The following is a 23,626-nucleotide window of genomic DNA, read 5'->3' as shown; positions in this document are numbered from 1 at the left end:
CTCCTCTCGGACCGGTCAGCCGCGGGCGGTGCCGAGGGTCACGTCCTGCGCGACCTCGGTCCCGGCGGGCACCCGCAGGGCCGTGGCCACCGGCGCGAACCCGGTGGCGGTGAGCGTGTAGGAGCCGGGCCGCAGGTCCTCGAACGCGTACCGGCCGGTGAGCCCGGTGTGCGTGGTGGCGAGCACGGTGCCGTCGGAGTCGAGGAGCGTCACCGTCGCCTCGGGCAGCGGCCGCTGGTCGCTGGCGGCGCGGACCACCCCGGTGAGCCGGGCGCCGCCCACCAGCACGAGGGCGCGCACCGCGGTCTCGCCGTCGGCCAGCTCGACCGGGACGGCGACCGGCTGGTGCCCCGGAGCCCGGCCGGTGAGCGTGTAGCTGCCGGGGAGCAGCTCGCCGAACGTGAAGGACCCGTCGGGGTCGGCGGCCGTGCTCGCCACCACCTCGCCGGCGGCGTCGGTGAGGGTGACCAGCGCGTCCGGCAGCGCGGCGCCGCGGCCGTCGCAGACCGTGCCGCGCAGCGATCCGCTCCCGGCCAGGACGACGTCCCGGTGCACCGGGGACTCCGCGACGGCGACCATCTCGGCGTCCGGCGCCAGGTGGGGGGCGGACGCGATGAGCAGGAAGGTGCCGCTGGTGGCCGGCCGGAGCCGGTACCCGCCGTCCGCACCGGAGACGGCGCGGTCGACCTGCCGCCCGGTGGTGTCGGTGAGGGTGATCGAGGCGCCGGCCAGCGGCCGGCCGTCGCCGCGCAGGACGCGGCCGAGGACCAGCCGGCCCTGCGCGACGTGCCCGTTCCCGACGGCGTCCCCGGTTGCCCGGACGGCACCGACGACGGGAGCGGGCCGCGTGTCGGCCGGCGCCTCGGCGCCGGGGGCGTTGGACCGCCGCAGCGGCACCTCCCGGATGAACAGGACGGCGAGCACCGCGACGGCGGAGATGACCGCCGCGATGACGAACACGTCGCCGATGACGTCGCCGTACACGCCGCGGACGAGGTCCTGCACCGGTGCCGGCAGGCCGGCCAGGTCGAGCGACTCGGAGCCGCCGCCCTGCGGCGCGGGCAGGCCCATGGCCACCAGCCCCTCGGCCACGCCGTCGCTCACCCGGTTCGCTGCGATCGAGCCGAGCACGGAGACGCCGGCCGCACCGCCCATGGAGCGGAAGAAGGTGACCACGGAGGTGGCCGCACCGATGCTGCGCAGGTCGACGGTGTTCTGCACCGCCAGCACGAGGTTCTGCATCGACATGCCGACGCCCAGACCGAGCAGCGCCATGTAGCCGGCCATGACGGCGTAGTCGGTGGTGTGGTCGATCGTGCCGAGCAGGCCCATGCCGCCGACGAGCAGCAGCGTGCCGGCCACCAGGTAGCGCTTCCACCTGCCGAACCGGGTGATCAGCTGGCCCGAGACGGTCGAGGCGACGAGCAGCGCGCCGATCATCGGGATGGTCGCCAGGCCCGCCTTCGTGGGGGACCAGCCGCGGGCGATCTGGAAGTACTGGCCGAAGAAGACCGAGGCGCCGAACATGCCGACGCCGACCGCGATCGAGGCGAGAATCGCCAACGCCGTCGTGCGGTCGCGCAGGATCGGCAGCGGGATGATCGGCTCCTCCACCCGGCTCTCGACGAGGACGACGAGCAGCAGGGCGACGACGCCGCCGCCGGCCATGGCCGCGGTCTGCCAGGACAGCCAGTCGAACTCGTTGCCGGCGAAGGTGACCCAGATCAGCAGGTCGCTGACGGCGGCGGTGATCAGGGTGGCGCCGAGCCAGTCGATGCTGACCGGCCGCCGCAGGGTCGGCAGGTGCAGGGTCTTCTGCAGCAGGACCAGCGCGACGAGGGCGAACGGGACGCAGACGTAGAAGGTCCAGCGCCAGCCCAGCCAGGAGGTGTCGACGATGACGCCGCCCAGCAGCGGGCCGCCGACCGTCGCCACGGCCATCACCGCGCCCAGGTAGCCGGAGTACTTGCCGCGCTCGCGCGGCGGGATCATCGCGCCGATCACGACCTGGGCCAGCGACTGCAGGCCGCCCATGCCGATGCCCTGCAGCACCCGGAAGCCGATGAGCATCCCCATCGACTGGGCCAGCCCGCACAGCGCCGAGCCGACGACGAACACCACGATCGCCAGCTGGACGAGCAGCTTCTTGCTGGTCAGGTCGGCCAGCTTGCCCCAGATCGGCGTGGCGGCCGTGGCCGCGAGCAGGGCGGCGGTGACCACCCAGGTGTACTGCGACTGGGTGCCCTCCAGCCGGGCGGTGATCGTGGGCAGCGCGTTGGACACGATCGTGGTGCTGAGCAGGCCGACGAACAGCGCCAGCAGCAGACCGCTGAGCGCCTCGAGGGTCTGCCGTTTGCTCATGGGGACGTCGTCGGCCTCGGGGACGTCGACCGCCGTCCGCTCGGCCCGATGGGTCGTGCTCATGCTGGGTCCTCCGCAGGTCACGGCCGGCGGCCGGTGCGCGTTAGGGAAGGGCGGGCGGGGACCGTGCTCGCCACCGCCGCAAGTTGTAGAACGCAACGATATGCGACTTCTTCCCCCGTGCGCGGAGACCACGCTCACGCCCGGTCGATCGCGTCCGGGGCGCGGCCGGCCATGGGCGGAACCGACCGGGCGCGCGCCGGGGTGGGTGTCCGGGGCCTACGACCGGCGCGGCGACACGTCACCGAGCCCCTCGGCATGCGGGACCGGGCCGGGCGGCGGGCGTGACCGGGTCCCGCGGCGTGCGGGGTCGCCGTGGGCATGCCGGGGTCGGGTCAGAACGGTGGTGGGTCGTCGGCGGGGTCGGGTCAGAAGGGTGGTGGGTCGTCGGCGGGGTCGGGTCAGAAGGGTGGTGGGTCGTCGGCGGGGTCGGGCGCCGGTGGCAGCTGTGGTGGGGGTTGGGCGAGGACGCGGGGTCCGGTGAGGGGTAGTGCTGGCCGGTCGGTGCCCGGTGGCCGGCTGGTGCGGGTCACGGCGCTGGGGGTGGTGACGGTGAGGACGCCGTCGGGGGTCAGGGCGTAGGTCCAGCCGTGGGCGAAGGTCTTGAGCCGGTGGTGGCGCCGGCACAGGCAGCACAGGTTCTCGCAGGACGTCTGCCCGCCGCAGCCGTGCGGGGTGACGTGGTCCAGGTCGGCCCAGCCGGCCTTGTTGGCACAACCCGGGTGGCGGCAGGTGCGGTCGCGGGCCTGCAGCCAGCGGCGCTGGGCGGCGGTGGGCGCGTAGCCGTCGGTCGCCGGGGGCCGGCCCAGCAGCGGGCACGCGCAGTCGCCGGTGGGGTGGGTGGGGCAGCCGCGGCGGGCCAGCCGTTCGATCTCGGCGCGGGTGGTGGTGGCCAGCAGCCCGCCGGCGGCGTCGGTGAGCGCCACGGTCAGCGCGCCGCCGGCCGGCGCCTGCAGCCCACCGGGGCAGACCGCGTCCAACTGGGCGAGCAGTGCGCGCAGGTGAGCGGCGGTGATCGGCTGCCCGTCGACCTCACTGGTCGGCGCCGCCACCGACCCCGGCCGCGCCCACGCCGCCGGCGCCGGACCGCCGTCGGCGAGGAAGCGGGCGGGGGTGAGCGCGTCGAGGGGGGCGGTGACGGTCAGCTGCGCGGTCACCGGCTCCCGCCCGGCCTCCCAGGGCCGCAGCACCAGGTCGGCCAGCGCACCCACCCGCAGCATGCCCAGTGGCCGGTCCTCGCCGGCGGTCTTGGCCGCCCGGGCCAGGCCGTCGACGGCGGCGCGGCAGGCGGTGGCCAGCTCGTGCGGCATCTTGGCCACCAGCTCCGACATGCCATCCCCGACCGGGCGCACCACCACGTTCACCCCCCGCTGCGCGTCCGTGCGGCGCCGGTCGGCCGCCGCCGCGTCGCGGGCGGCCAGCTCGGCGGCCACCACCGCCTTGAGCCGGCGGATCGACAGCTCCCCGGCCCGGGGCAGCACCGCCGCCTCCACCTCTTCGAGGATGCGCGGATCGGTGCCCCGCGCCTTCCAGCCCAGCTCGGCGGCGATCGCCCGGGCCCGCGGCCAGTCCAGCCGCCCCTCGGCCAGCGCCGCCCGCGTCCCCGGCAACGTCTGCGTCAACGCCGCCGCCTGGTCGATCAGGCAGGTGGCCGCCGCCCGGGAGGTGTTGAGCACCAACGCCAACTCGTCGGCGAAGAACTCCGACACACCCACCGGCTGCCCCGGACCCCGCTGGGCGTCCGCGGCGGCACCGGGCTGCCCGGGCCGCCGGTCGTGCGTGTCGGGCCGGTCGGCGGCCAGCCCCGCGACCAGGTCCAGCTCGTAGGCGGCCAGCATCGCCTTGAGCTGCTGGAGGCGCTGCAGCTCGGCGGCCTTCTCCTCCGGGCTGCGGGCGTGCACCGGCAACGCGTCGGACAGCTGCACCGGCACCGGATCCACCGGGATGCCGGCCGGCAGCTCGAGTGGGGCCACCGTCAGCCCCACCCCGAACCCGCTGCCACCGAACACGGCCTCAACCTAGGCCGGGGGTACGACACTTCCCGGCGCTGAGCAGGGAAAACGTGACGAGTTCAGAAGGGCACGGCCACTCCTCGCATCGAGGCGCATCGCCCTGGATGCACGCGGAGCACCGGTGCCTGCGTCGCTCGTTCGCGGAGAAGTCGAGCCACCACCGGCTCTGGTGACCGCGTCGTCCCCGGAGCTCGAAGGCTCGTCCGGTCGCGTGGCCGCGGCGCGACCGGCCACCGCAGGGGCGGCCGCGCGGCTCACCAGCGGGGCTGGGGTCGACGAGTCGCCGGGTCGGCACGTCGACGAATCGACGAGCCGACCCGGCGACCGGTCAGCGCCGCCGACGGCCGGGGCTCCGTTCGGCGCGTACTGGTGGTGGCCGACCTTGCGGAAAGCGTTGAGCTCGACACCGACCTCCAGGGCCTGGGTGAACCTCGTCGGCCCCCAGTACTTGCAGCCCAGTTCCTCACCGATCGTCGTCTTGTCGGTCTCGCCGCGCTCGGCCAGCAGGTTCTGGATGAGTGAGATCTCCCGGCGGTGCCACCACTCGTTCTCCTCGTGGTCGACCTCGGACGTGCCGAGGAAGGGCGAGTACGCCGCGCGTCGACTCGTCATCGACCTCCGGTCAGGCTGCGGGTGGTCTGGGCGGGCGTCGTCGGCAGGCGCTCGCCGTCCGTGGCCGGCGGTTCTGCGGATCTCCACCGTCCGTCGGAGCGCTGCCGCGGTCCCTGCGCGGGACCCCGGACGACGGCAGGATGGGGACGTGGACGCGGAGTCGGGCTTGGAGCCGGACCGGGAACCCAACCTGGACGAGTTCGTGCTCGCCCGGATCGCCGAGGACAAGCGGATCGCGGTGGACGCCGCCGCGGCGAGCGGGCGAGAGGACTGGGACGTCGACGACGCCGCCGGGTTCCCGCAGGGCGGAGCCGAGCACGCCGCCCGGTTCGACCCGGCGCGGGTCCTCGCCGAGTGCGCCGCCCGGCGCCGGCTCGTCCTCGCCTGCCGGGATGCCCGGCCCGACCTGCACTTCCTCGGTGCCCGGCCGCGGGGGATGGCCGACTTCCCGCTCACCCCGACCGACCAGCACCAGCTCGCAGCACTCACCCTCGCCCTGCTGGCCATGCCCTACGCGCAGCACCACGACTACCGGCCGGAGTGGCGCCCCTGAGCGGCACCTACGGCCTTCCGCAGTTCCGGCTCCGGGACGTTCAGCCCTGACGGATGCGGACCCGCGGGGGTTGGGTGACACTCGGGAGTAGCTGCCGGTGGTCGTTCCAGGACCGACCGTCGGCCGAGGAGGTGCCATGACCGGGAGCCCCAGCCCGCCCAGAGCCTCCGGCCCGCCGCGTCCGGGCCGCTGAGCCGATGCGACCGGGGCAGGTCCGCCGGAACGGTTCCACGGGGACAGCGGGATGAGCGCCGGCAGGGCGCGCAGGTTCCGCTGGGGGAGTGCTGCGGCCATCGTGGCCGCCGCGCTGGTCGTGACCCCGGCCGCCCACCCGCAGCCCTCCGCCACGCCGTCCGTGCCCGGCCCGGTCGGATCGCCCCTGGTCGCACGGATCCAGCTACTGGGCGCGCCGTCGGCCACCGCGCCGTCCGCGGTCCCGCCCCGGCCGGCTCCCGCGCCTCCGTCCGCTCCCGCCCCGCAGCCGCCCCCGGCACCGTCACCGGCCCCGTCGGTCCCGACCGCGGCGCCCGAGCAGCGGCCCGCGGCGACCGGCCCGGCGTCCCGGCTGGCGGCCGGCGGGATCCCGGCCACGGCCCTGGACGCGTACACCGCCGCGGCCGCCGCGAGCCCGGCGGCGTGCCACCTCGACTGGTCACTGGTCGCCGCCATCGGACGGGTCGAGTCCAACCACGGCCGCTTCGGCGGCGCCGTGCTGCACACCGACGGGCGCTCGACGCCGCCGATCCTCGGCCTGCGGTTGGCCGGTGGCCCCGGCATCGCGGTCGTCCTGGACACCGACGCGGGGCGGCTGGACGGCGATGCCCGCTTCGACCGCGCCGTCGGGCCGATGCAGTTCATCCCGTCCACCTGGGCGCGCTACGGCAGCGACGGTGACGGCGACGGCCGGCGCGACCCGTTCGACGTCCACGACGCCGCGGCCGCGGCCGCCCGGTACCTCTGCGCCGCGGGCGGCAACCTCTCCGGGCCCGCGGGCCAGGCCCGGGCGGTGTTCGCCTACAACCACTCGAACACCTACGTGGCCACGGTCCTGGCGCTGGCCGCCACCTACGCCGGGACGCCGGTGCCGAGCCTGCCCGTCCCGGTCCCGGAGCCCGCGCCGCCGATCGAGCCCGCGCACCCCGGCCCGCCGCCCGCCGTCGAGCCGCCGCCCGCACCCGAGGCCCCGGCACCGCCCGGGGAGGAGGCCCCGCCGCCGCCCGTGGAGGCCCCGCCGCCGGCCGAGCCGCCCGACGTGACCGTGCTCGCGGCGCCTCCGGAGGACCCGTCGGAGGACGTCGACCCGGCTCCCGACGCGGCCCCGTCGGACGCGCTGCCGGCCCCGGACGCTGACCCGTCGGACGCGGCGCCGCCGGAGGCACCGGCCCCGGACGCGGAGCCGCCGGCAGAGCCGTCCACGCCGGAGTCCGAGTCGCCCGCGGACGGTGAGCCCCCGTCCTCGGCGCCGGAGACGCCGGCGGGAGAGGCGTCGGCGGACGAGCCGTCCACGCCGGCACCCGAGACGCCGGCGGACGAGGCGGACACGCCGGCTCCTGACAGTGAGCCGTCGCAGGAGACGCCGCCGGCCGAGCCCTCGGCGGACGACCCATCAGCCCCAGCTCCTGAGACACCGGCTCCTGACGACCCGTCCATTCCTGCGCCAGAGACGCCGACGCCCGAGTCGCCGACGCCCGACTCACCGACCCCCGAGTCGCCGGCGGACGAGGCGGACACGCCGGCTCCTGACAGCGAGCCGTCCCAGGAGGCGCCCCCGGCCGAGCCGCCGACGTCGATGCCCGAGGAGGCGCCGGCCCCGGACGAGCAGTCCGTGCCCGAGGAGGCGCCGGCCCCGGACGAGCAGTCCGTGCCCGAGGAGGAGCCGGCCCCGGCTCCCCAACCGGCGCCGACGCCGGAGCCGCCGGCCGCTCCGAAGCCCGCCCCGGCCCCCGAGCCGGCGCCGACGCCCGAGCCGTCCCCGGCTCCCGAGCCCACGCCCACGCCCACGCCGACCCCCGAGACGCCGGAGATCCCCGCCACCGACTGCGCCGCTCCCGTGCCGGTCGACGTCGTCGACGCCTCGGGCACCGGGGTCGCGGACGAGGTCGCCGCCGCGCTGGCCGCGGCGGGCCAGGTCGCCGGCTCCGTCATCGAGGGCCCCGCCCTGCCGACCTCGGTCGTCCGGTACGCCGACGGTCAGGGCGACCGGGCACAGCAGGTGGCCGACGTCCTCGGCGTGCCCGCCGAGCCGGCCGCGGTCGACGGCATCACCGTCGTCCTCGGCGCCGACGACGCGGCGACCGTGCTCGCCGCCCTCCCGCAGGTGCCGCCTCCGCCTCCACCGAGCGGGTGCGAGGCTGAGGGCTGAGAGCTCTCAGCCGCCGTTGACGAAGGGGTCGACCGGCCCGAGCACACCGACCGCGGCCTGGATCGCCGCGGCGGCGTCCAGCGCGCGGTCGTCCCGGAACGGCGCGGCCATGCACTGGACACCGACCGGCATCCCGTCGGCCAGGCCGCCGGGGGTCGCCGCCGCGGGCAGCCCGAGGAGGTTGGCGGGCATCACCGGCCGCAGCAGCTCCAGGGCGGCGGGCACGTCGTCGGCGTCCCGGCCGTGCGCGAACGCCGGCTGCGACCAGATCGGCGTGAGCACCACCGGGTAGTGCTCGAAGAACTCCAGCCACGCGCGGGCCACCTGCCGGCGGCGCACGAACGACGCGACGTAGCCGTCCACGTCCAGGGGCGGTGTGGTGGCCAGGGCGTCGTCGAGGAACTGCCGGGCGACCGGCCCCATCACCTGCGACAGCACCGGGTGCAGCGTGCGCAGGTCGGTGAACAGCCAGGCGTGCCACAGCTCGACGGCGGCCTCGTAGTCCGGCGGCGTCACCTCCTCGACCTCGTAGCCGGCGGCCGCCAGGTGCGCCGCGGCCTGCCGCACCACGCCGGCGACGTCGGGGTCGGTGCTGCCGCCCGGCGGCTCGGGCACCACCGCCACCCGCACCGGGCCACCGGAGTCGGGGAAGGTCAGCGGCGCGGGCACCGACGCCGGGTCGCGGCGGTCCGGGCCGCTCATGACCTGCAGGCCCAGCCGGACGTCCGCGACGTCGCGCGCCATCGGCCCGTTGACCGCCATCAGCTGGAACGACAGCGGCCCGTCCTCGGGCGGCAGCACGGTGGCGTGCGGAACCCGGCCGCTGGTCGGCTTGAGCGAGGAGATGCCGCAGCAGTGCGCGGGGTTGCGCAGCGATCCGCCGATGTCGTTGCCGGCGCCGAGCGGGGACATGCCGGAGGCCAGCGCCGAGGCCTCACCACCCGACGAGCCGCCCGCGGTCCGGTCGGGGTGCCACGGGTTGCGGGTCAGCCCGCGCAGGCTGCAGTCGGTCGAGATGCGCAGCCCCATGTCGGGCAGGTTGGTGCGACCCAGGACGATCGCCCCGGCGCCGCGCAGCCGCTCGACGAGCGGGGCGTCCGCCGGCGGGACCGCCTCGCCGAGGGCGACCACGCCGTTGGTGGTGGGCGTCCCCGCGACGTCGATGTTCTCCTTGACCGTCACCGGGACCCCGTGCAGCGGCCCCACCTCGGCGCCGCTGCCGAGCCGCTCGTCGGCGAGCTTGGCCGCCGCCAGCGCCTCGTCGGCGAGCACCACGACCACGGCGTTGAGCGCCGGGTTGACCGCGTCGATGCGCGCCAGGTGCGCCTCGACGACCTCGACCGACGACACCTCGCCGGCGCGGATCAACCCCGCGAGCTCGCCCGCGCCCTTCGTCCACAGCGGATCGGCCATCGCACCTCCTCGGGAGTGCGCGGACCGTACTGCCCACCCGCCGCCCTGGGGGAGGCCTATCCCCGTCCGACGTAGGGCATCGCGGTGGCCAGCACGGTCAGGTTGGCGACGTTGGCGTCCAGCGGCAGGCCGGCCATGTAGACGACGGCCCGCGCCACGTCCTCGACCGCCATCCGCGGCTCGGGCCGGACGCGGCCGTCGGCCTGGCGGACGCCGGCCGCCATCCGCTCGGTCATCTCGGTCGCCGCGTTGCCCACGTCGATCTGGCCGCAGGCGATGCGGTACGGCCGCCCGTCCAGGGACGTCGACTTCGTCAGCCCGGTGACCGCGTGCTTCGTGGCCGTGTACGCCGCCGACATCGGCCGCGGCACCTGCGCGGAGATCGAGCCGTTGTTGATGATCCGGCCCCCCTGCGGCTGCTGGGCGCGCATCACGCGGAACGCCTCGCGGGTGCACAGGAACGTGCCGGTGAGGTTCACCGCCACGACCGCCTGCCACACGTCCAGGGGGACGGCGTCGACCTCGGCCTCCGGAGCCGACCGGCCGGCGTTGTTGACCAGCAGGTCCACCCGCCCGTGGTCGGCGACCGTCGCGTCGAACAGCGCCCGCACCGACCCCTCCTCGGTGACGTCGGTGGGCACCGGGTGCAGCCGCTCCGCCGGACCGCGGGCAGCCACCGCCGCCAGCGGCTCGGGCCGCCGCCCGGCCAGCACCACCCGCCAGCCCGCGTCGGCCAGGGCCAGGGCGGTGGCCGCCCCGATGCCGCTGCCCGCACCCGTCACGACCGCGATCCCGTCCTGCACCGGTCCTCCTCGCCTGGGCGTCGGGGGGATCCTGCCCGCCGGGCCGGATCCGGAGTAGCGTCCGCTCCTCGCTCCACCGGTGCGGACGGCGGGAGACGTCGCGATGGGTGCAGCACCGCAGCAGACCGGCTCCCCGGTGGTCGGCTCCCCGGTCGTCGTGCGGCTGCGGGACCTCGACGCGTCGTCGCTGTCGCTGGCCGGCGGCAAGGCGGCCAACCTCGGCGAACTCCTCCGCGCCGGGCTGCCGGTGCCCGACGGCTTCTGCGTGACCACGCACGCCTACGACGACGTGGCCGCCGCGGCGGGCCTCGCCGACGTCGTCCGCCGGCTGGCCGCCACCCCGGTCGACGACTCCGCCGCGGCGACCGCGCTGGCCCGCGAGGCGCGCGACCGCGTCCTGGCCACGCCGATGCCGCGGCCGGTGGCCGACGCGGTCACGGCCGCGCTGCGCGAGCTGGGGGAGACCGAGCCGGTGGCGGTCCGGTCGTCGGCGACCGCGGAGGACCTGCCGTCGGCCAGCGCCGCCGGCCAGCAGGACACCTACCTGGCCGTGGTCGGCACCGACGCCGTCCTCGACGCCGTCCACCGCTGCTGGGCGTCGCTGTTCACCGACCGCGCGGTCGTCTACCGGCTGCGCAACCGGGTCGACCCCGCCGGCGTGCGGCTGGCGGTCGTGGTGCAGCGGATGGTCGACGCCGCGGTGGCCGGCGTGCTGTTCACCGCCGACCCGGTGACCGGCGCGCGCGGGCACACCGTGGTCGACGCCAGCCCGGGCCTGGGCGAGGCCGTGGTCAGCGGCGCGGTCGACCCCGACCACGTCGTGCTCGACAGCGCCACCGGCACCGTCCTCGAGCAGCGGCTGGGGGACAAGCGGCTCGTGGTCCGTCCCCGGCCCGGCGGCGGCACCGAGGCCGTGGCGCGGCCGGCGGCGACGGAGGCGTGCCTGGGCGACGAGCAGCTGCGCGCGCTGGTCCGGCTGGGCAACCGCGTGCAGGAGCACTACGGCCGGCCGCAGGACACCGAGTGGGCGATCGACGCCGCGGGCACGCTCTGGCTCACCCAGGCCCGCCCGATCACGACGCTGTTCCCGGTCCCGGACGGCGGCCCGGCCGACGGCGGCCTGCGGGTGTGGTTCTGCTTCAGCCTCGCGCAGGGGCTCACCCGGCCGCTGACCCCCATGGGGCTGTCGGCGCTGCGGATCGTCGCCTCCTCCGTGGCCCGCCTCTCCGGCAACCCACCGGCCGACCCGGTCGCCGGCCCGCCGCGGGTCGGCGACGCCGCCGGCCGGCTGTTCCTCGACGTCGGCCTCGTCCTGCGCAGCTCCGCCGGGCGGGCGGTCTTCCCGCGCGTGCTCGACGTCATGGAGTCGCGCTCGGCCGCCGTCCTCCGCGGGCTGTTCGACGACCCGCGGCTGTCGGTCGTCCACGGCTGGGGGCCGGTGGTGCGTCAGCTGGCCTGGATCGCGGCGCGGTACGGCGTCCCGCTGCAGGTCGCCCAGGCCGTCGTCCGCCCGGCGGCCGCGCGCCGGCGGCTCGACCGCCTCGGCGCCCGCCTGCGGGAGCGCCCGCTGCCGGGGGAGGGCGCCCCGGCGCGGCAGCGGCTGGACGCCGTCGTCGCCCTCCTCGGCGACTCCCTCGGCACCCTGGCCCCGCGGATGGCCCCACCGGTGGCCACCGGGTTCGCGCTGCTCGGCCTGGCCGGGAAGCTGCTCGGGCCCGACGCCCGGCCCGGCGACCTCGCGACGGTCCTGCGGGGACTGCCGCACAACGTGACCACCGAGATGGACCTCGCGCTGTGGCACCTGGCGACGGCGGTCCGCGCCGACGCCGACGCCGCGGGTGCTCTGCGGGCGACATCGCCGGCCGAGCTCGCCGCCGGCTACCGGGACGGCGTCCTGCCCGCGGCGCTCCAGGAGGGGCTGCGCGGGTTCCTCGACCGCTACGGGTTCCGCGCGGTGGCCGAGATCGACCTGGGGGTGCCCCGCTGGGCCGACGACCCCACCCACGTCCTCGGGGTCCTCGCCAACTACCTGCGGCTGGAGGACCCGGCGGCCGCCCCCGACGCAGTGTTCGCCCGCAGCGCCGCGGAGGCCGAGGACACCGTCGCCACGCTCACCGCCCGGGCCCGGCAGCGCGGCCCCGTCCGCGGCCGGGTCGTCGGCCTCGCCCTGGACCGCACCCGGCAGCTGGCCGGCCTGCGCGAGCTGCCCAAGTACGACATCGTGCTGGTCCTCGGCCGGGCCCGGGAGCAGCTGCGGGCGGTCGGTGCGGAGCTGGCGGCCGGCGGGGTCCTGGACCGGGCCGACGACGTCTTCCTCCTGGGCCTGCGCGAGGTCGCCGCCGCGCTCGACGGGCGGGACGTGCGCGACCTCGTCGTCGAGCGGCGCCGCGCGTACGACCGGGAGATGACGCGGCGGCACGTGCCCCGGGTGCTGCTGGGCGACGGCAGCGAGCCGGAGGCCCGGGCGGTGCCGGTGGCCGAGGCGGACGGCGCGCTGCGCGGCACAGCGGCCTCGGCCGGGACCGCGACCGGCCCGGCGCGGGTCGTGCTCGACCCCGACGGCGCCTTCCTGGCACCCGGGGAGATCCTCGTGGCGCCCTCCACCGACCCCGGCTGGACGCCGCTGTTCCTCACCGCCGGCGGGCTGGTCATGGAGATGGGCGGGCCCAACTCGCACGGCGCGGTGGTCGCCCGCGAGTACGGGATCCCCGCGGTCGTCGGCGTCCCCGGTGCGACCGCCCGGATCACCACCGGGCAGCAGCTCACGGTCGACGGCGGCCGCGGCCTGGTCACCCCCGCGGCGCCGGAGCCCCCGACGTGACCTCGCGGGTCCGGACCGCGACGACGGCGCCGAACCCGGCACGGTCGAGCGCCTCGCGCACGGCGACGACGGCCGCCGCGGCCGGGGTCCAGCTCTCCACGCGCCAGGCCTGGTCCAGGGCGTCCACCGTGCGCTCGGCGACCCGGGCGGGGACGAACACCTCCACGGTCACCGCGTAGCCGGCCGGCTGTCCCGCGGTGCCGGTCACGCAGCGCCGCCCGTCCGGTGGGTGGGCTCCCGGGCCTCCTCGCGGAGGGCGGCGCCCGCCGCCGCGGCCCCCTCCGTGACGGTGGGGTAGCGCGGGCTCCAGCCCAGCTCCACCCGGGCCCTGCGGTTGCTGACCCGCATGGAGGTGTCCACGACGCAGGCGGCGAGGTAGGGCGCCACGAGCCGGAGCACCCACACCGGGACCGACCGCGGTGGCGGTGCCCCGATGGCGGCGGCCAGCGCGGTGAACACCTCGCGCCAGGTGGCCGCCCGGTCGTCGACGACGTTGTACGCCCGGCCGGGCAGCCCGCGCTCGAGCGCCGCGACGGTGGCCTCCGCGGCGTCCTGGTGGTGCACCCAGGCCAGCAGCCCGCTGGACACGACCGGGAGCCGCCGCCGGCGGAGGAGCGGCGCCAGGGCCGCCAGGTCACCGCCGTACAACGCGCCGTAGCGCAGGGCGATCCCCTCGGGAGCGGTGAAGGCCTGCTGCTCGGTGCCGCGCATGGCGGCCAGGTGCGGGTCGAACCGGTCGCCCCGCGGCTCCCCGAACGGGTCGTCCTCGGTGAGCGGCCGGTCGCCGTGGTCGCGGATGCCGTAGCCGAGGACGATCGACTGGGTCAGGAACCGCCTCGCGCCGAGCGCGTCGGCGGCGGCGAGCAGGTTGGCCGTGCCCTCGGTGCGCAGCCGGTCGGTCGCCGCCATGCCGGAGTGCCGGATGGGTGGCCGCCGCAGCGCGGTGAGCTCGTGGATCACGGCATCGGCGCTCAGGCCGTCGACGGCGCGCAGGAGGGCGTCCCGGTCCAGGGCGTCGGCCACGACCGACCGGACGCCGGGGCCGGGTGCCCGGGCAGGAGTGCGGCTCAGGGCGAGCACCTCGTGGCCGGCGGCGACCAGCGCCGCGGTCAGCGGGCGGCCCAGTGCGCCGGTCGCGCCGGCCAGCAGGACCCTCATCTCGGCACCTCCTCGGAGCGGGGGACGGGACGCCGACGCAGTCGACGTGACCGCCGAGCATCGGCCCCGCGGCCCGGTTCCGGCATCCGCCCTCGGTAGACCTCCGGGTGGAATCCCCGGCGTCCGGTCCAGAGCGGTGGAGGGCCCGTTCGCCCGCACCCGCGCCTACGATGACCGGTCGCAGTGTCCCGGCGCGGCGAGCGAGGGCAGGTGGGGCCGTCGGCGATGGCCGGAGCAGTCGGGCGAGTCCTCCTCCAGGCCGACCCCGTGTGGTCGGAGGAGCTGCTGGCCACGAGGACCACCCCTCCCGGGCGGGAGCGGGGGTTCGTGTCGCGCCCACGGCTGCTGGCGCAGCTCGACGCCGGTCTGGCCGGAGGGCTGACCCTCGTCTGTGCCGCCGCCGGGTCCGGCAAGACCGCCCTGCTCGCGGACTGGGCGTGCCGGCCCGGGCACCCGGTCGCGTGGCTCACCCTGGACGCCTGCGACGACGACCCCGCGCGTTTCTGGCGGTCGGTGTCCGCCGCCCTGGACCGGCTCCCGCCCGCGCGCCCGGGGCGGCCGGCCGGACGCGAGGCCGTGCTGGTCCTCGACGACTTCCAGCTGGTCACCTCCGCGCGGGTGCACGAAGCGCTCGCCGGCCTGCTGGACCACCGGCCGCCGCGGCTGCACCTGGTGGTCGCCAGCCGCGTCGACCCACCGCTGCCACTGGCCCGGCTGCGGGCGCGCGGCCAGCTCACCGAGCTGCGCGACGCCGACCTGCGGTGCACGCCCGAGGAGGCCGGCGTCCTGGTCCGCGGCGTGGGAGGAGCCGCCGCCGACGTGCCGGACGGCGCGGTGCGGCAGCTGGCGGAGCGGACCGAGGGGTGGGTCGCGGGGCTGAAGCTGGCCGCACTGTCCCTGCGGGAGCGGACCGACGTCGCGGGCTTCGTCGCCTCCTTCGACGGGACCCACCGCCACGTCCTGGACTTCCTCGCCGAGGAGGTGCTCGACCGCCAGGCCGGACCGGTGCGGCGCTTCCTCCTCGAGACCTCCCTGCTCGACCGGCTCAGCGGCGAGCTGTGCGACGCGGTGACCGGCGGCCGCGACGGCCAGCGGGTGCTCGAGTCGATCGAGGCCGCGCACCTGTTCCTCCTGCCGCTGGACGACGTCCGGGGCTGGTGGCGCTACAACCAGCTGTTCGCCGACCTGCTGCGCACCCGGCTCCGGGACGAGGAACCGGACCGGGTGCCGCGGCTGCACGCGCGGGCGGCCGACTGGTGCGCCGGCCACGGGCTGGTGGAGGAGGCGGTCGGGCACGCGCTGGCGGCCGGCTCTCCCGACCGGGCGGCCGAGCTGATCGAGCAGCACGTCGACGAGCGGGTGCTGCGCAGCGAGCGGGCCACCGTCGAACGCTGGCTGGCGGCCCTGCCCGGCGGCGTGCTGCGCGCCCGCCCTCGGCTGCTGGCCGTGCAGGCGCTTCTGGCGCTGGTGGCCGGGCGGACCGACGAGGCCGAGGCGCCGCTGACCGTCGCCGAACGGGACGTCGAGCGGGCCGAGGAGCCGTTCGAGCCGTCGGTCGGCCGGTCGAGGAGCCTGGTGGCCGACGTCGGGGCGCTGCTGGCCTTCGAACGGGGGTTCCTCGCCGAGCTGCACGGCGACGTCCCCGGCACGGTCGACGGCTGCCGGCGCGCCCTGGCCCGGCTCGGCCGGGACCGCACGACGCTGGCCGCCGTCGTCACCGGGCACCTGGGCGTGGCCGAGTGGCTCGCCGGCCGGCCCGCGGAGGCCGAGCGCGTCCTCGCGGCCAGCGTCGCCGACCTCCGGACCGCCGGGGAGACGTTCCTGGCGGTGCGGATGAGCGACTCCCTCGGCCAGGTCCAGGAGGCGCGCGGGGACCTGGACGCCGCGGCCGCCACCTACGCCCGGGCCCGCCGCACCGTCGGGCCGGCGATGGCGCCGGCGGCGGGGATCGCCGCCGTGGGCCTGGCCCGGGTCGCCTACCAGCGGGACCAGCTCGACGCCGCGCTCGGTCACCTGTCCGACGGCATCGCCGCGTGCCGCCAGCTGGTCTACAGCCAGCCGATGGCCGCGGGCCTGGCGCTGCTGGCCTGGACGCGGCAGGCGCGCGGCGACGCCGAGGGCGCCCTGGCCGCGATGGACGAGGCGGCCGGCGTGACGCCCGGGCCCCGCCGGCCCAGCGTGCTCGACCCGGTGCCGGCGCAGCGCGCGCGGCTGCTGCTGGTGCAGGGGGACGTCGCCGGTGCAGCGGAGTGGACCACCGCGAGCGGCCTGCACGCCGACGACGACCCCGCGTACCCGGACGAGCCGGGGTACCTGGTGCTCGCGCGGGTGCTGCTCGCGCAGGACCTGCCCGAGCAGGCGCTCGGCCTGCTGGACCGGCTCGAGCGGAGGGCCCGGGCGCAGGGCCGAGTGGCCGGGCTGGTCGAGATCGGGGCGCTGCGCGCCCGCGCCCTGGCCGCCGGCGGCGTCGGGCCGGAGGCGCTCCGGGTGCTGGCCGACGCGCTGTGCGCGGGCGCGCGGGCCGGTCTGGTCCGGGTGCTCGCCGACGAGGGGCCGCCGCTGCGCGCGCTGGTCCGCCGCCTGCTCGCCCGGTCCGCGGCCGGGGCCGTGCCGCCGGACCACCTCGGCAGGGTCCTGCGGGCCTTCGAGACGGCGCCGTGCCCGTCTGGCGTCGCGGTCTCGCCGGAGACGCTGAGTCCCCGCGAGGTGGAGGTGCTCCGCTGGGTCGCCGCGGGCCGGCGGAACCAGGAGATCGCCGACGCGCTCGTGGTCGAGCTCAGCACGGTGAAGAAGCACGTCACCCACATCCTGCAGAAGCTCGGCGTCGACAACCGCACGGCCGCGATCGCCCGCGCCCGCGCCCTCGGCCTGCTGCCGCAGGGACGCGAGGCCTGACGCGGACGCGGCGCTCGAGGCGTTGACCCCGGTGCCCCGCCCCGGCGACCGCGTCGTCCGCTACGCCTCCTGACCGGCGCTCCTCCCGCCGTCGGTCAGCCGTGCAGCCGCACCGGCAGCCGGGTCAGCCCGCGGATGAGCATGCTCGGCCGCCAGGCCGGCCCGTCGGGGTCGGCGGCCGGCGCCAGATCCGGGAAGCGGGCGAGCAGGGTCCGGAACGCCACGTCCCCCTCCAGCCGGGCCAGCGGAGCCCCGAGGCAGTGGTGCAGGCCGAAGCCGAAGGCCAGGTGGCCGGTGGTGTCCCGCTCCAGGTCCAGCCGGTCGGGGGCGGGGTAGTGGCCGGGGTCGCGGTTGGCCGACGCGAGCGCGACGAGGACGACCTGCCCCGCGGGGATCGTCGTGCCGGCGATCTCGACCGGCTCGGTGGTGTGCCGGAAGGTGGCCAGGTCGACCGGGCCGTCGAAGCGGAGGAACTCCTCGACCGCCCGGGGGGTCAGGTCGGGGTCGGCGCGCAGCCGGGCGAGGGCGTCGGGGGAGCGGAGCAGCCAGTACACCCCGTTGCCGATGAGGTTGACCGTCGTCTCGTGGCCGGCCACCAGCAGCAGGAAGGCCATCGACACCGTCTCCTCGGCCGACAGCCGGTCGGCGTCCTCGGAGGCGGCGACGATCGCCGACAGGACGTCGTCCCCGGGGTGGGCGCGCTTGTCGGCGACGAGGCCGGCGAGGTAGCCGGCCATCGCGACCGCGGCGGCGGTGCGCTCGTCGGTGGCGTCGTCGGAGGAGAGCAGGGTGTTCGACCACGTCCGGAACGCCGAGCGCTCCGCGTCGGGGACGCCGAGCAGCTCGCAGATCACGCTCATCGGCAGCGGGAAGGCGAAGGCGTCGAGCAGGTCGGTCTCCGCGGGCCCGGCGGCCATCGCGTCGGCCAGCTCCGTGGCGATCTGCTCGATCCGGGGGCGCAGCGCCGCGACCGCCCGCACGGTGAACGCCCGCCCGACGAGTTTGCGCAGCCGGGTGTGGTCGGGTGGGTCGGAGCTGAGCATGTGCCGGGTCAGCTCGCGGGCGAACACCGTCCGGCGCTCCGGCGGCACGGGGGAGGAGTCGAGCACCTGGGCGAACCGGGCGCCGTCCTTGGACAGCCGGGGGTCGGCGAGCGCTGCGCGGGCGTCGTCGTAGCGGGTCACCAGCCAGACCGGCAGGCCGATCGGGGTGCGGGCCCGCGCCACCGGCCGGTCCTCGCGCAGCGTCGCGAAGACCGCGTGCGGATCGGCGAAGAAGGACTCGTCGAGCTGCACGACGGTGTCCTCCGTGGTCGTCGGCTCAGGCATCGTCGCGGTCCTCCTCCGCCACCAGGTGGACGGCGGCCTCCTCCGCGGACGCCGCACCGCCGGCGCGGCCGCGGTCAGCGGCGACCAGCTCGTCCTCGGCGTCCCACGAGGTGCCCTCGCCCTCGACGAGTCGCCCGGCACGGGCACCGCCGACCTCCTCGTCGAGCAGTTCGCCGTCGGTGTCGGAGGCGTCGCCCAGCCCGTCGCCCCAGCGGTCGCCGTCCGGGTCGGCCGGTTCCGGCACCTCGCGGGCCAGCCGGCGCTCCAGGCCCTCACCGGCCGACTCCTCCTCGCCGGTGGTGCCCCAGTCGGCGACGGCCCAGGGGCGCTCGGCCGGTGACCAGCCCTCGTCGAGGGGGTCCACGCCACGGTCGTCGAGGGAGTCCTCGGGGTCGAGCACGCCGGAGTCGTTCTCGCCGTCGAGATCGTCGGGGGAGAGGTCGGGGTCGAAGGGCTGCATCCTCGCGTCTCCTGTCGTCGCGGTCCTCCGCGGCACGGCGAGCGCCGCCTGCCGCAGCGGTCGTGGAGCGGCGGAGCCCGAGTGTCGTGCGCCTCCGGGGAGGCGCACAAGGAGCCCGCGGTCTGCGGGTCGGGACGGTTCCCGTTGACCGGCGCGGGGACCGCGAGGACAACGGGGGGTGCCCGGACACGAGTCGACGGGAGGACAGCCATGGACACCACCACCCAGCCCCTGGAGCACGCCAGCTTCGACCGACCGGACGAGGTCCGGGAGGGCGACAACTGGCGGATGGAACTGGTCAACCTGTCCGGGGGCGCCCAGATCGGCCGGATCACCCTGCAGCCCGGCTGGCGCTGGTCCGAGCACGTCAAGCCCGTGGCGGGGACGGAGCTGTGCCAGGCGCCGCACCAGCAGTACCAGGTCGCGGGCCGGGTGCACGTGGTGATGGCCGACGGCACCGAACTCGACTGTGGCCCCGGGGACGTGGTCTCCCTGCCGCCGGGCCACGACGCGTGGGTCGTGGGCGACGAGACGGTCCAGGCCATCGACTGGCACGGCGCGTCCGTCTGGGCCCGTCGCGCCTAGCGGGCCGGCGGCGCATGGTCAGAACTGACCATGCGCCGCCCACGCCGAAGACGACGCGTCCTGGTCATGTGCCGCGCCCGGTCCGCGGCCACCCTGGGAGCACCACACCCGTTCCCGGAGGGACTCCCATGGCCGCGGTTCCCCGCGTCGCACCGGAGGCGGACCCACTGCTGCGGACCGGCGCCGACCCCTCGGCGTCCGACGTCCGTGCCGGCACCCGGTGGCTGTTGAGGGCGTTCACGGGGCTCACCCTGCTCGCCGTCGTCACGCTGCTGGTCTGGCCCGAGCGGGCGCGGGAGGCCTTCGCGTGGTCGATCGCCATGGAGGTGACCGCGGCGTGGCTCGGCGCGGCCTACGCGTCGGGCACGGTGCTGTCCGTGCTGGCCCTCCGGCGCCGGCGCTGGGACGAGATCCGCGTCGCCGTCGTCACCGTCGGGGTCTTCACCGCCCTCACCCTCGTGGCCACCCTGGTCCACACGCACCGGATGCACCTGGTGCACGGCGAGGAGGCCGGGCGGTTCGCCGCGTGGGTGTGGTTCGGCGTCTACCTCGTCGTGCCGGTCGCCTGCGCAGCCGTCGTCGTGCTGCAGGAGGTCGGCCGCGGGCCGGCCCGGCACGTCGGCCGGCCCCTGCCGCGGTGGCTGGCCCGCCTGCTGGCCGCCCAGGGCGCGGTGCTGGCCGCCGCCGGCGCAGTGCTGTTCCTCGGCGGGCTGACGGTGCACCACCACTCGGAGCCGGTCACGCGGTTCTGGCCGTGGGACGTGATGCCGCTGAGCAGCCAGGTGATCGGTGCCTGGCTGGTCGCGCTGGGCGTCGGCGCGGTCCTGGTCATCCGGGAGCGCGACCTGTCCCGCCTGCTGGTCCCGGCGGTGACCTACACGCTGTTCGGTGCGCTGCAACTGGTCGTGCTGGCGCGCTACCGGGCGGACCTCGACCCGGCCGACCCGTGGCTGTGGGGCTACGTCGTGGTCTGCGCCGTCGTCACCGCGACCGGTGGCTACGGCACCTGGGCGGCCCGGCGCGGAGTGATGCAGACCAGCTCGAGGTACACGTCGAGGACCGCATCGACGGCCGCGCGGCACCGGGCCACGGACGCGCGACTGTCGGGGGTGTCCTTCTCCCGCTGCCTGACCCGCGCGTCGGCGAGCTCTTCACAGGCCAAGGCGAACTCGAGGCCGAGCAGGTCCCTCGTGTCGTTGACGGCGGTGGTCACGGCTGCTCCTGGGTCGGATCCGTCGGCGGTGGGTGGAGCGGAGGTCGAGCTGCTGCGGCGCTGACGGCGCAGCACCCCGGTCACGGCAGGGGTGGCGACGCCGTCGTCGCGGGGTACGCGTGCGCCGCGGTGGCCCGGCGGCCGTCCCGGAGCGCGAGCTGGGTCCTCAGGTGCCAGTGGGTGCAGTCCGGGCAGGAGGCCAGCCAGACGTGGGTGTGCCGCCAGCAGGGCGTGGTCGTGGGCATGGGGACCTCGTCTCGGGATCGGAGGACGTCGGGTGGCGCCGCCGCCCCGGCTCCGGCGACTGCTCGGCACGGAGGGCCACGGCAACTGACCGACCCGACGACCAGATGCTCTGAGGGCGCGGACTGATACCGGGAGGCCCGTCAGCCGGCCAGGCCGGGCTCGCCATCCCCCCGAGGGCACCTGAGGTCGCCACGACCGGACCTGCCTCCCGCCGCTGCGCGACCACCCCGCTCTGCGCGGCCGGTATCTCCTCCCGCGCTCGCGGGCTCCTCCCCGCGTCGGCCGTCGGGGCGCCGTCGGCCCCGTGACCGCTCGGAGGACCCATGTCTCGACGCACCCTGCCGGGCCTGTTCATCGGGTCGTCGTCGGAGGGGAAGGGGCTCGCGGAGGAGCTCGCGGCCGAGCTCTCGGCGTCCGGCCGTGTCCGCGTCCTCCCGTGGTACGAGGCCTTCGACATCGGGTTCGCCGCCCTGGAGGACCTCGCCCGGCGGATCGAGGAGGTCGACTTCGCCGCCTTCCTCCTGCTGCCCGACGACCGGGTCGACCACCGGGCGGACTCGCACCCCGTCCCGCGCGACAACGTGGTCTTCGAACTCGGCCTGTTCATGGGCCGGCTGAACCGCGAGCGGACCTTCGCCCTGGTGGAACACGATCCGCAGTCCGGGTCCACGATCCGGCTACCCAGCGACCTGCGCGGGGTCACGACCGTGTGGTTCCAGCGGGAGGGCGTGGCCGAGGCCGCCAGGACGATCGCCCGGCGGGTGCGCGCGCTCGGCCCGGCGGCGCGCGTGCCGAGGGGCGCGCACATCGTCGAGAGCGGGGTGGAGGGCCGCAACATCCACGACTCCATCTCCTCCGCGGTGCGGGCCGCCTGCCCGGGCGACGTGGTCCTCGTCCGGCCCGGGATGTACGCCGAGCAGGTGGTGCTCACCAAGCCGCTGAGCATCCTCGGTGTGGGGGTCGTGGAGCAGCAGCGAGCCGTGCTCCGCGCCGCGGGCCCGTGCACGCTGAGCTACCGCGCCGCCGGCGGCACCGGGCGGGTGAGCGCACTGACCGTGGAGGGCGGTGGGCCGGCGCAGGGCGCGTCCATCGACGTCCTCACCGGAACGCTGGTCGTCGACGGGTGCGACGTCATGACGCGCGGACCGGTCGAGGCCGCCATCCGGGTGCGCGGGGACGGTCAGGCGCGGATCACCGGCAACCGCATCACCGACGGCAGTGGGATCGGCGTGCTGGTGTGCGAACGGGGGCACGCGCACGTGGCCCACAACCTGATCACCGGGCACGCGCACTCCTGCGTCGAGGTCCGGGACGGGTGCCGCCCGGAGCTGTCCGACAACCGGATCGGCCTCGGTCTGGGCGGCGGCGTGCTCGTCCGCGGCCCGGGGACGCGTCCCCGCATCGAGCACAACGACATCTCCGGCAACCGGGACGCGGGTGTCGCGATCACCGAGCAGGCCCAGCCCGTGCTGAGGGGCAACCGGATCCACGACGGCTACGGCCCCGGGCTGTGGGTGGGCGACGGCGGTGGCGGCACGGTCAGCGACAACGACCTGTACGGCAACCGGGGGACGGCGGTGGAGATCGCCGGCGGCGGGCGGCCGCTGCTCGTGGACAACCGGATCCACAACGGCACAGCCGGGGGCGTCCTCGTCGCGGCCGGCGGGAGCGGTCGCATCGAGCACAACGAGATCAGGAACAACGAGCGGGCGGGGGTGGCCCTCTTGCGCGGCGCCCGTCCGGAGACCTTCACCCGCAACCGCATCGTCGACGGCCGCGCCGAGGGCGTGTACGACGAGACGAGCGCCGACCGCGACGACAACGACGTCCACCGCAACGCCCGGGGGGACTGGCGCACGCCCGACGACCCGAGGTGACCGGCCGCGGCGTCGCGCTCGGCGGTCGGCGTATCAGCGCGCTGCGCGCCCCCTCTACCTGGAGCAGGACCACCCCTTCGACCGACAGGAACGAGGACGATGGACCACTCCACCACCGCCGACCCGCCCACGGGAGCACCGGACCGGACGGGAGCGGGCCGATGAGCTGGCGCGTCGCACGCTCTCTGGAGACCTTCCGCGCCCAGCTCGATGCCGCGTGCCCGTCCCGGGACAAGCGCAGCGACGGGTCGATCGGCGACGCGGCGCACGCAGCCCGGACCAGTGACCACAACCCGTGGTACGGCCCGGGGATCGTCACGGCGCGGGACTTCACGCACGACCCCGCCGGGGGAGTCGACATCGGCGTGGTCACCGACCAGCTGGTGCAGACCCGGGACCCCCGGATCAAGTACGTCATCGCCAACGGGCTGATCCTCGACTCGCGGCCGGGGAACCAGCCGTGGACGTGGGTGCCGTACCGGGGGCCCAACCCGCACCGGCACCACTTCCACCTGTCGGTCGTCGCCTCGCCCCTCTGCGACGACCCGGCGCCCTGGGCACTGCCCATGTTCGCCGGCGTGGACCTCGGCTCGGACCAGGTCAACGGCGACCTGCTGCGGTCGGGCAGGCGCGGTCCCGCCGTCCTGGGCCTCCAGCGTCGGCTCAACCGCGACCACCCGGAGTTCGCCCGGTTGCGGGAGGACGGAGTGTTCGGGCCTGCCACCGAGGCCGCCGTGCGTGAGTTCCAGCGGCGCTCGGGACTGACTGTCGACGGCATCGCCGGACCAGCCACCATGCGGGCACTGGGCCTGGTGCCCGTCTGATCCGCAACGCGCCGGCGGCCACGTCGTGTCCGCCGGCGCGCTC

At 76.6% G+C, this 23,626-nt stretch carries 18 protein-coding genes; 8 read left to right on the top strand and 10 right to left on the bottom strand.

Annotation, left to right across the window (positions count from 1 at the left end; all coding sequences use genetic code 11):
* Positions 1 to 15 precede the first annotated feature (15 nt).
* The 3 genes from ACI789_RS16820 to ACI789_RS16810 all read right to left on the bottom strand — a co-directional run bounded on the left by ACI789_RS16820 (position 16) and on the right by ACI789_RS16810 (position 5,045).
* The gene (locus tag ACI789_RS16820) at positions 16 to 2,424 is read right to left on the bottom strand and encodes an MFS transporter (protein WP_457010515.1); all 2,409 of its coding nucleotides are present in this window, start codon (positions 2,422 to 2,424) and stop codon (positions 16 to 18) included.
* Between the two features lie 398 nt (positions 2,425 to 2,822).
* Positions 2,823 to 4,430, bottom strand: coding sequence for a DUF222 domain-containing protein (locus ACI789_RS16815; RefSeq protein WP_457010514.1), 1,608 nt, complete (start codon positions 4,428 to 4,430; stop codon positions 2,823 to 2,825).
* A gap of 9 nt (positions 4,431 to 4,439) precedes the next feature.
* Positions 4,440 to 5,045, bottom strand: coding sequence for a hypothetical protein (locus ACI789_RS16810; protein WP_457010513.1), 606 nt, complete (start codon positions 5,043 to 5,045; stop codon positions 4,440 to 4,442).
* Between the two features lie 148 nt (positions 5,046 to 5,193).
* On the opposite strand from ACI789_RS16810, the gene ACI789_RS16805 reads away from it, so the two are divergent.
* Together ACI789_RS16805 and ACI789_RS16800 are read left to right on the top strand one after the other, a co-directional pair.
* Positions 5,194 to 5,598, top strand: a complete 405-nt coding sequence (locus ACI789_RS16805) for a DUF6221 family protein (RefSeq protein WP_457010512.1) — start codon at positions 5,194 to 5,196, stop codon at positions 5,596 to 5,598.
* A gap of 244 nt (positions 5,599 to 5,842) precedes the next feature.
* Positions 5,843 to 7,960, top strand: coding sequence for a lytic murein transglycosylase (locus ACI789_RS16800; RefSeq protein ID WP_457010511.1), 2,118 nt, complete (start codon positions 5,843 to 5,845; stop codon positions 7,958 to 7,960).
* Positions 7,961 to 7,966: 6 nt separating this feature from the next.
* Here the strand turns inward: ACI789_RS16800 and ACI789_RS16795 are convergent, their stop codons facing one another.
* A complete protein-coding gene (locus ACI789_RS16795) occupies positions 7,967 to 9,373 on the bottom strand; it encodes an amidase (RefSeq protein WP_457010510.1) in 1,407 nt (468 codons plus the stop codon).
* 56 nt (positions 9,374 to 9,429) lie between these two features.
* Positions 9,430 to 10,176: an SDR family oxidoreductase gene (locus ACI789_RS16790; protein ID WP_457010509.1), complete on the bottom strand. Its 747-nt coding sequence runs from the start codon at positions 10,174 to 10,176 to the stop codon at positions 9,430 to 9,432.
* 103 nt (positions 10,177 to 10,279) lie between these two features.
* Between ACI789_RS16790 and ACI789_RS16785 the strand changes: the two genes are divergently transcribed.
* On the top strand, positions 10,280 to 12,997 hold the full coding sequence (locus ACI789_RS16785; RefSeq protein WP_457010508.1) for a PEP/pyruvate-binding domain-containing protein: 2,718 nt from the start codon (positions 10,280 to 10,282) through the stop codon (positions 12,995 to 12,997).
* On the opposite strand, the gene ACI789_RS16780 is transcribed toward ACI789_RS16785, so the two are convergent.
* Positions 12,966 to 13,205 (bottom strand): hypothetical protein, encoded by a 240-nt coding sequence (locus ACI789_RS16780; RefSeq protein WP_457010507.1) that lies wholly within the window; start codon positions 13,203 to 13,205, stop codon positions 12,966 to 12,968. The genes ACI789_RS16785 and ACI789_RS16780 overlap by 32 nt on opposite strands.
* Positions 13,202 to 14,155, bottom strand: a complete 954-nt coding sequence (locus ACI789_RS16775; protein ID WP_457010506.1) for an NAD-dependent epimerase/dehydratase family protein — start codon at positions 14,153 to 14,155, stop codon at positions 13,202 to 13,204. Before ACI789_RS16775 ends, ACI789_RS16780 begins: the two co-directional genes overlap by 4 nt.
* Positions 14,156 to 14,482: 327 nt before the next feature.
* Here ACI789_RS16775 and ACI789_RS16770 point away from each other — a divergent pair, with 327 nt between their 5' ends.
* Positions 14,483 to 17,050: a LuxR C-terminal-related transcriptional regulator gene (locus tag ACI789_RS16770; protein WP_457010505.1), complete on the top strand. Its 2,568-nt coding sequence runs from the start codon at positions 14,483 to 14,485 to the stop codon at positions 17,048 to 17,050.
* A 95-nt stretch (positions 17,051 to 17,145) separates the two neighbouring features.
* Here ACI789_RS16770 and ACI789_RS16765 read toward each other — a convergent pair whose 3' ends face one another.
* Together ACI789_RS16765 and ACI789_RS16760 are read right to left on the bottom strand one after the other, a co-directional pair.
* On the bottom strand, positions 17,146 to 18,378 hold the full coding sequence (locus ACI789_RS16765; RefSeq protein WP_457010504.1) for a cytochrome P450 family protein: 1,233 nt from the start codon (positions 18,376 to 18,378) through the stop codon (positions 17,146 to 17,148).
* A complete protein-coding gene (locus tag ACI789_RS16760) occupies positions 18,371 to 18,838 on the bottom strand; it encodes a DUF5709 domain-containing protein (RefSeq protein ID WP_457010503.1) in 468 nt (155 codons plus the stop codon). Before ACI789_RS16760 ends, ACI789_RS16765 begins: the two co-directional genes overlap by 8 nt.
* Before the next feature lie 210 nt (positions 18,839 to 19,048).
* Between ACI789_RS16760 and ACI789_RS16755 the strand changes: the two genes are divergently transcribed.
* Together ACI789_RS16755 and ACI789_RS16750 are read left to right on the top strand one after the other, a co-directional pair.
* Positions 19,049 to 19,423, top strand: coding sequence for a cupin domain-containing protein (locus ACI789_RS16755; RefSeq protein ID WP_456916654.1), 375 nt, complete (start codon positions 19,049 to 19,051; stop codon positions 19,421 to 19,423).
* 128 nt (positions 19,424 to 19,551) lie between these two features.
* Complete coding sequence (locus ACI789_RS16750; RefSeq protein WP_457010502.1) at positions 19,552 to 20,700, top strand: hypothetical protein; 1,149 nt, start codon at positions 19,552 to 19,554, stop codon at positions 20,698 to 20,700.
* A 16-nt stretch (positions 20,701 to 20,716) separates the two neighbouring features.
* Here ACI789_RS16750 and ACI789_RS16745 read toward each other — a convergent pair whose 3' ends face one another.
* Positions 20,717 to 20,881, bottom strand: a complete 165-nt coding sequence (locus tag ACI789_RS16745; RefSeq protein WP_457010501.1) for a hypothetical protein — start codon at positions 20,879 to 20,881, stop codon at positions 20,717 to 20,719.
* Between the two features lie 324 nt (positions 20,882 to 21,205).
* Here ACI789_RS16745 and ACI789_RS16740 point away from each other — a divergent pair, with 324 nt between their 5' ends.
* Positions 21,206 to 22,759, top strand: coding sequence for a right-handed parallel beta-helix repeat-containing protein (locus ACI789_RS16740; protein WP_457010500.1), 1,554 nt, complete (start codon positions 21,206 to 21,208; stop codon positions 22,757 to 22,759).
* A gap of 161 nt (positions 22,760 to 22,920) precedes the next feature.
* Complete coding sequence (locus tag ACI789_RS16735; RefSeq protein ID WP_457010499.1) at positions 22,921 to 23,583, top strand: peptidoglycan-binding domain-containing protein; 663 nt, start codon at positions 22,921 to 22,923, stop codon at positions 23,581 to 23,583.
* Positions 23,584 to 23,626: the final 43 nt, after the last annotated feature.

The sequence above is a fragment of the Geodermatophilus sp. SYSU D00965 genome (genome assembly GCF_054050075.1).
The sequence above is the reverse complement of the archived record's forward strand: the minus strand, read 5'-3'. Positions and strand labels throughout refer to the sequence as shown.

Bases quoted from the DNA above. Each gene is read 5' to 3' on its own strand.
- ACI789_RS16750 (WP_457010502.1), top strand. From the start codon at position 19,552: ATGGCCGCGGTTCCCCGCGTCGCACCGGAGGCGGACCCACTGCTGCGG.
- ACI789_RS16735 (WP_457010499.1), top strand. From the start codon at position 22,921: ATGAGCTGGCGCGTCGCACGCTCTCTGGAGACCTTCCGCGCCCAGCTC.
- ACI789_RS16795 (WP_457010510.1), bottom strand. From the start codon at position 9,373: ATGGCCGATCCGCTGTGGACGAAGGGCGCGGGCGAGCTCGCGGGGTTG.
- ACI789_RS16785 (WP_457010508.1), top strand. From the start codon at position 10,280: ATGGGTGCAGCACCGCAGCAGACCGGCTCCCCGGTGGTCGGCTCCCCG.
- ACI789_RS16760 (WP_457010503.1), bottom strand. From the start codon at position 18,838: ATGCAGCCCTTCGACCCCGACCTCTCCCCCGACGATCTCGACGGCGAG.
- ACI789_RS16755 (WP_456916654.1), top strand. From the start codon at position 19,049: ATGGACACCACCACCCAGCCCCTGGAGCACGCCAGCTTCGACCGACCG.
- ACI789_RS16765 (WP_457010504.1), bottom strand. From the start codon at position 18,378: ATGCCTGAGCCGACGACCACGGAGGACACCGTCGTGCAGCTCGACGAG.
- ACI789_RS16740 (WP_457010500.1), top strand. From the start codon at position 21,206: ATGTCTCGACGCACCCTGCCGGGCCTGTTCATCGGGTCGTCGTCGGAG.
- ACI789_RS16800 (WP_457010511.1), top strand. From the start codon at position 5,843: ATGAGCGCCGGCAGGGCGCGCAGGTTCCGCTGGGGGAGTGCTGCGGCC.
- ACI789_RS16820 (WP_457010515.1), bottom strand. From the start codon at position 2,424: ATGAGCACGACCCATCGGGCCGAGCGGACGGCGGTCGACGTCCCCGAG.
- ACI789_RS16775 (WP_457010506.1), bottom strand. From the start codon at position 14,155: ATGAGGGTCCTGCTGGCCGGCGCGACCGGCGCACTGGGCCGCCCGCTG.
- ACI789_RS16810 (WP_457010513.1), bottom strand. From the start codon at position 5,045: ATGACGAGTCGACGCGCGGCGTACTCGCCCTTCCTCGGCACGTCCGAG.
- ACI789_RS16745 (WP_457010501.1), bottom strand. From the start codon at position 20,881: ATGCCCACGACCACGCCCTGCTGGCGGCACACCCACGTCTGGCTGGCC.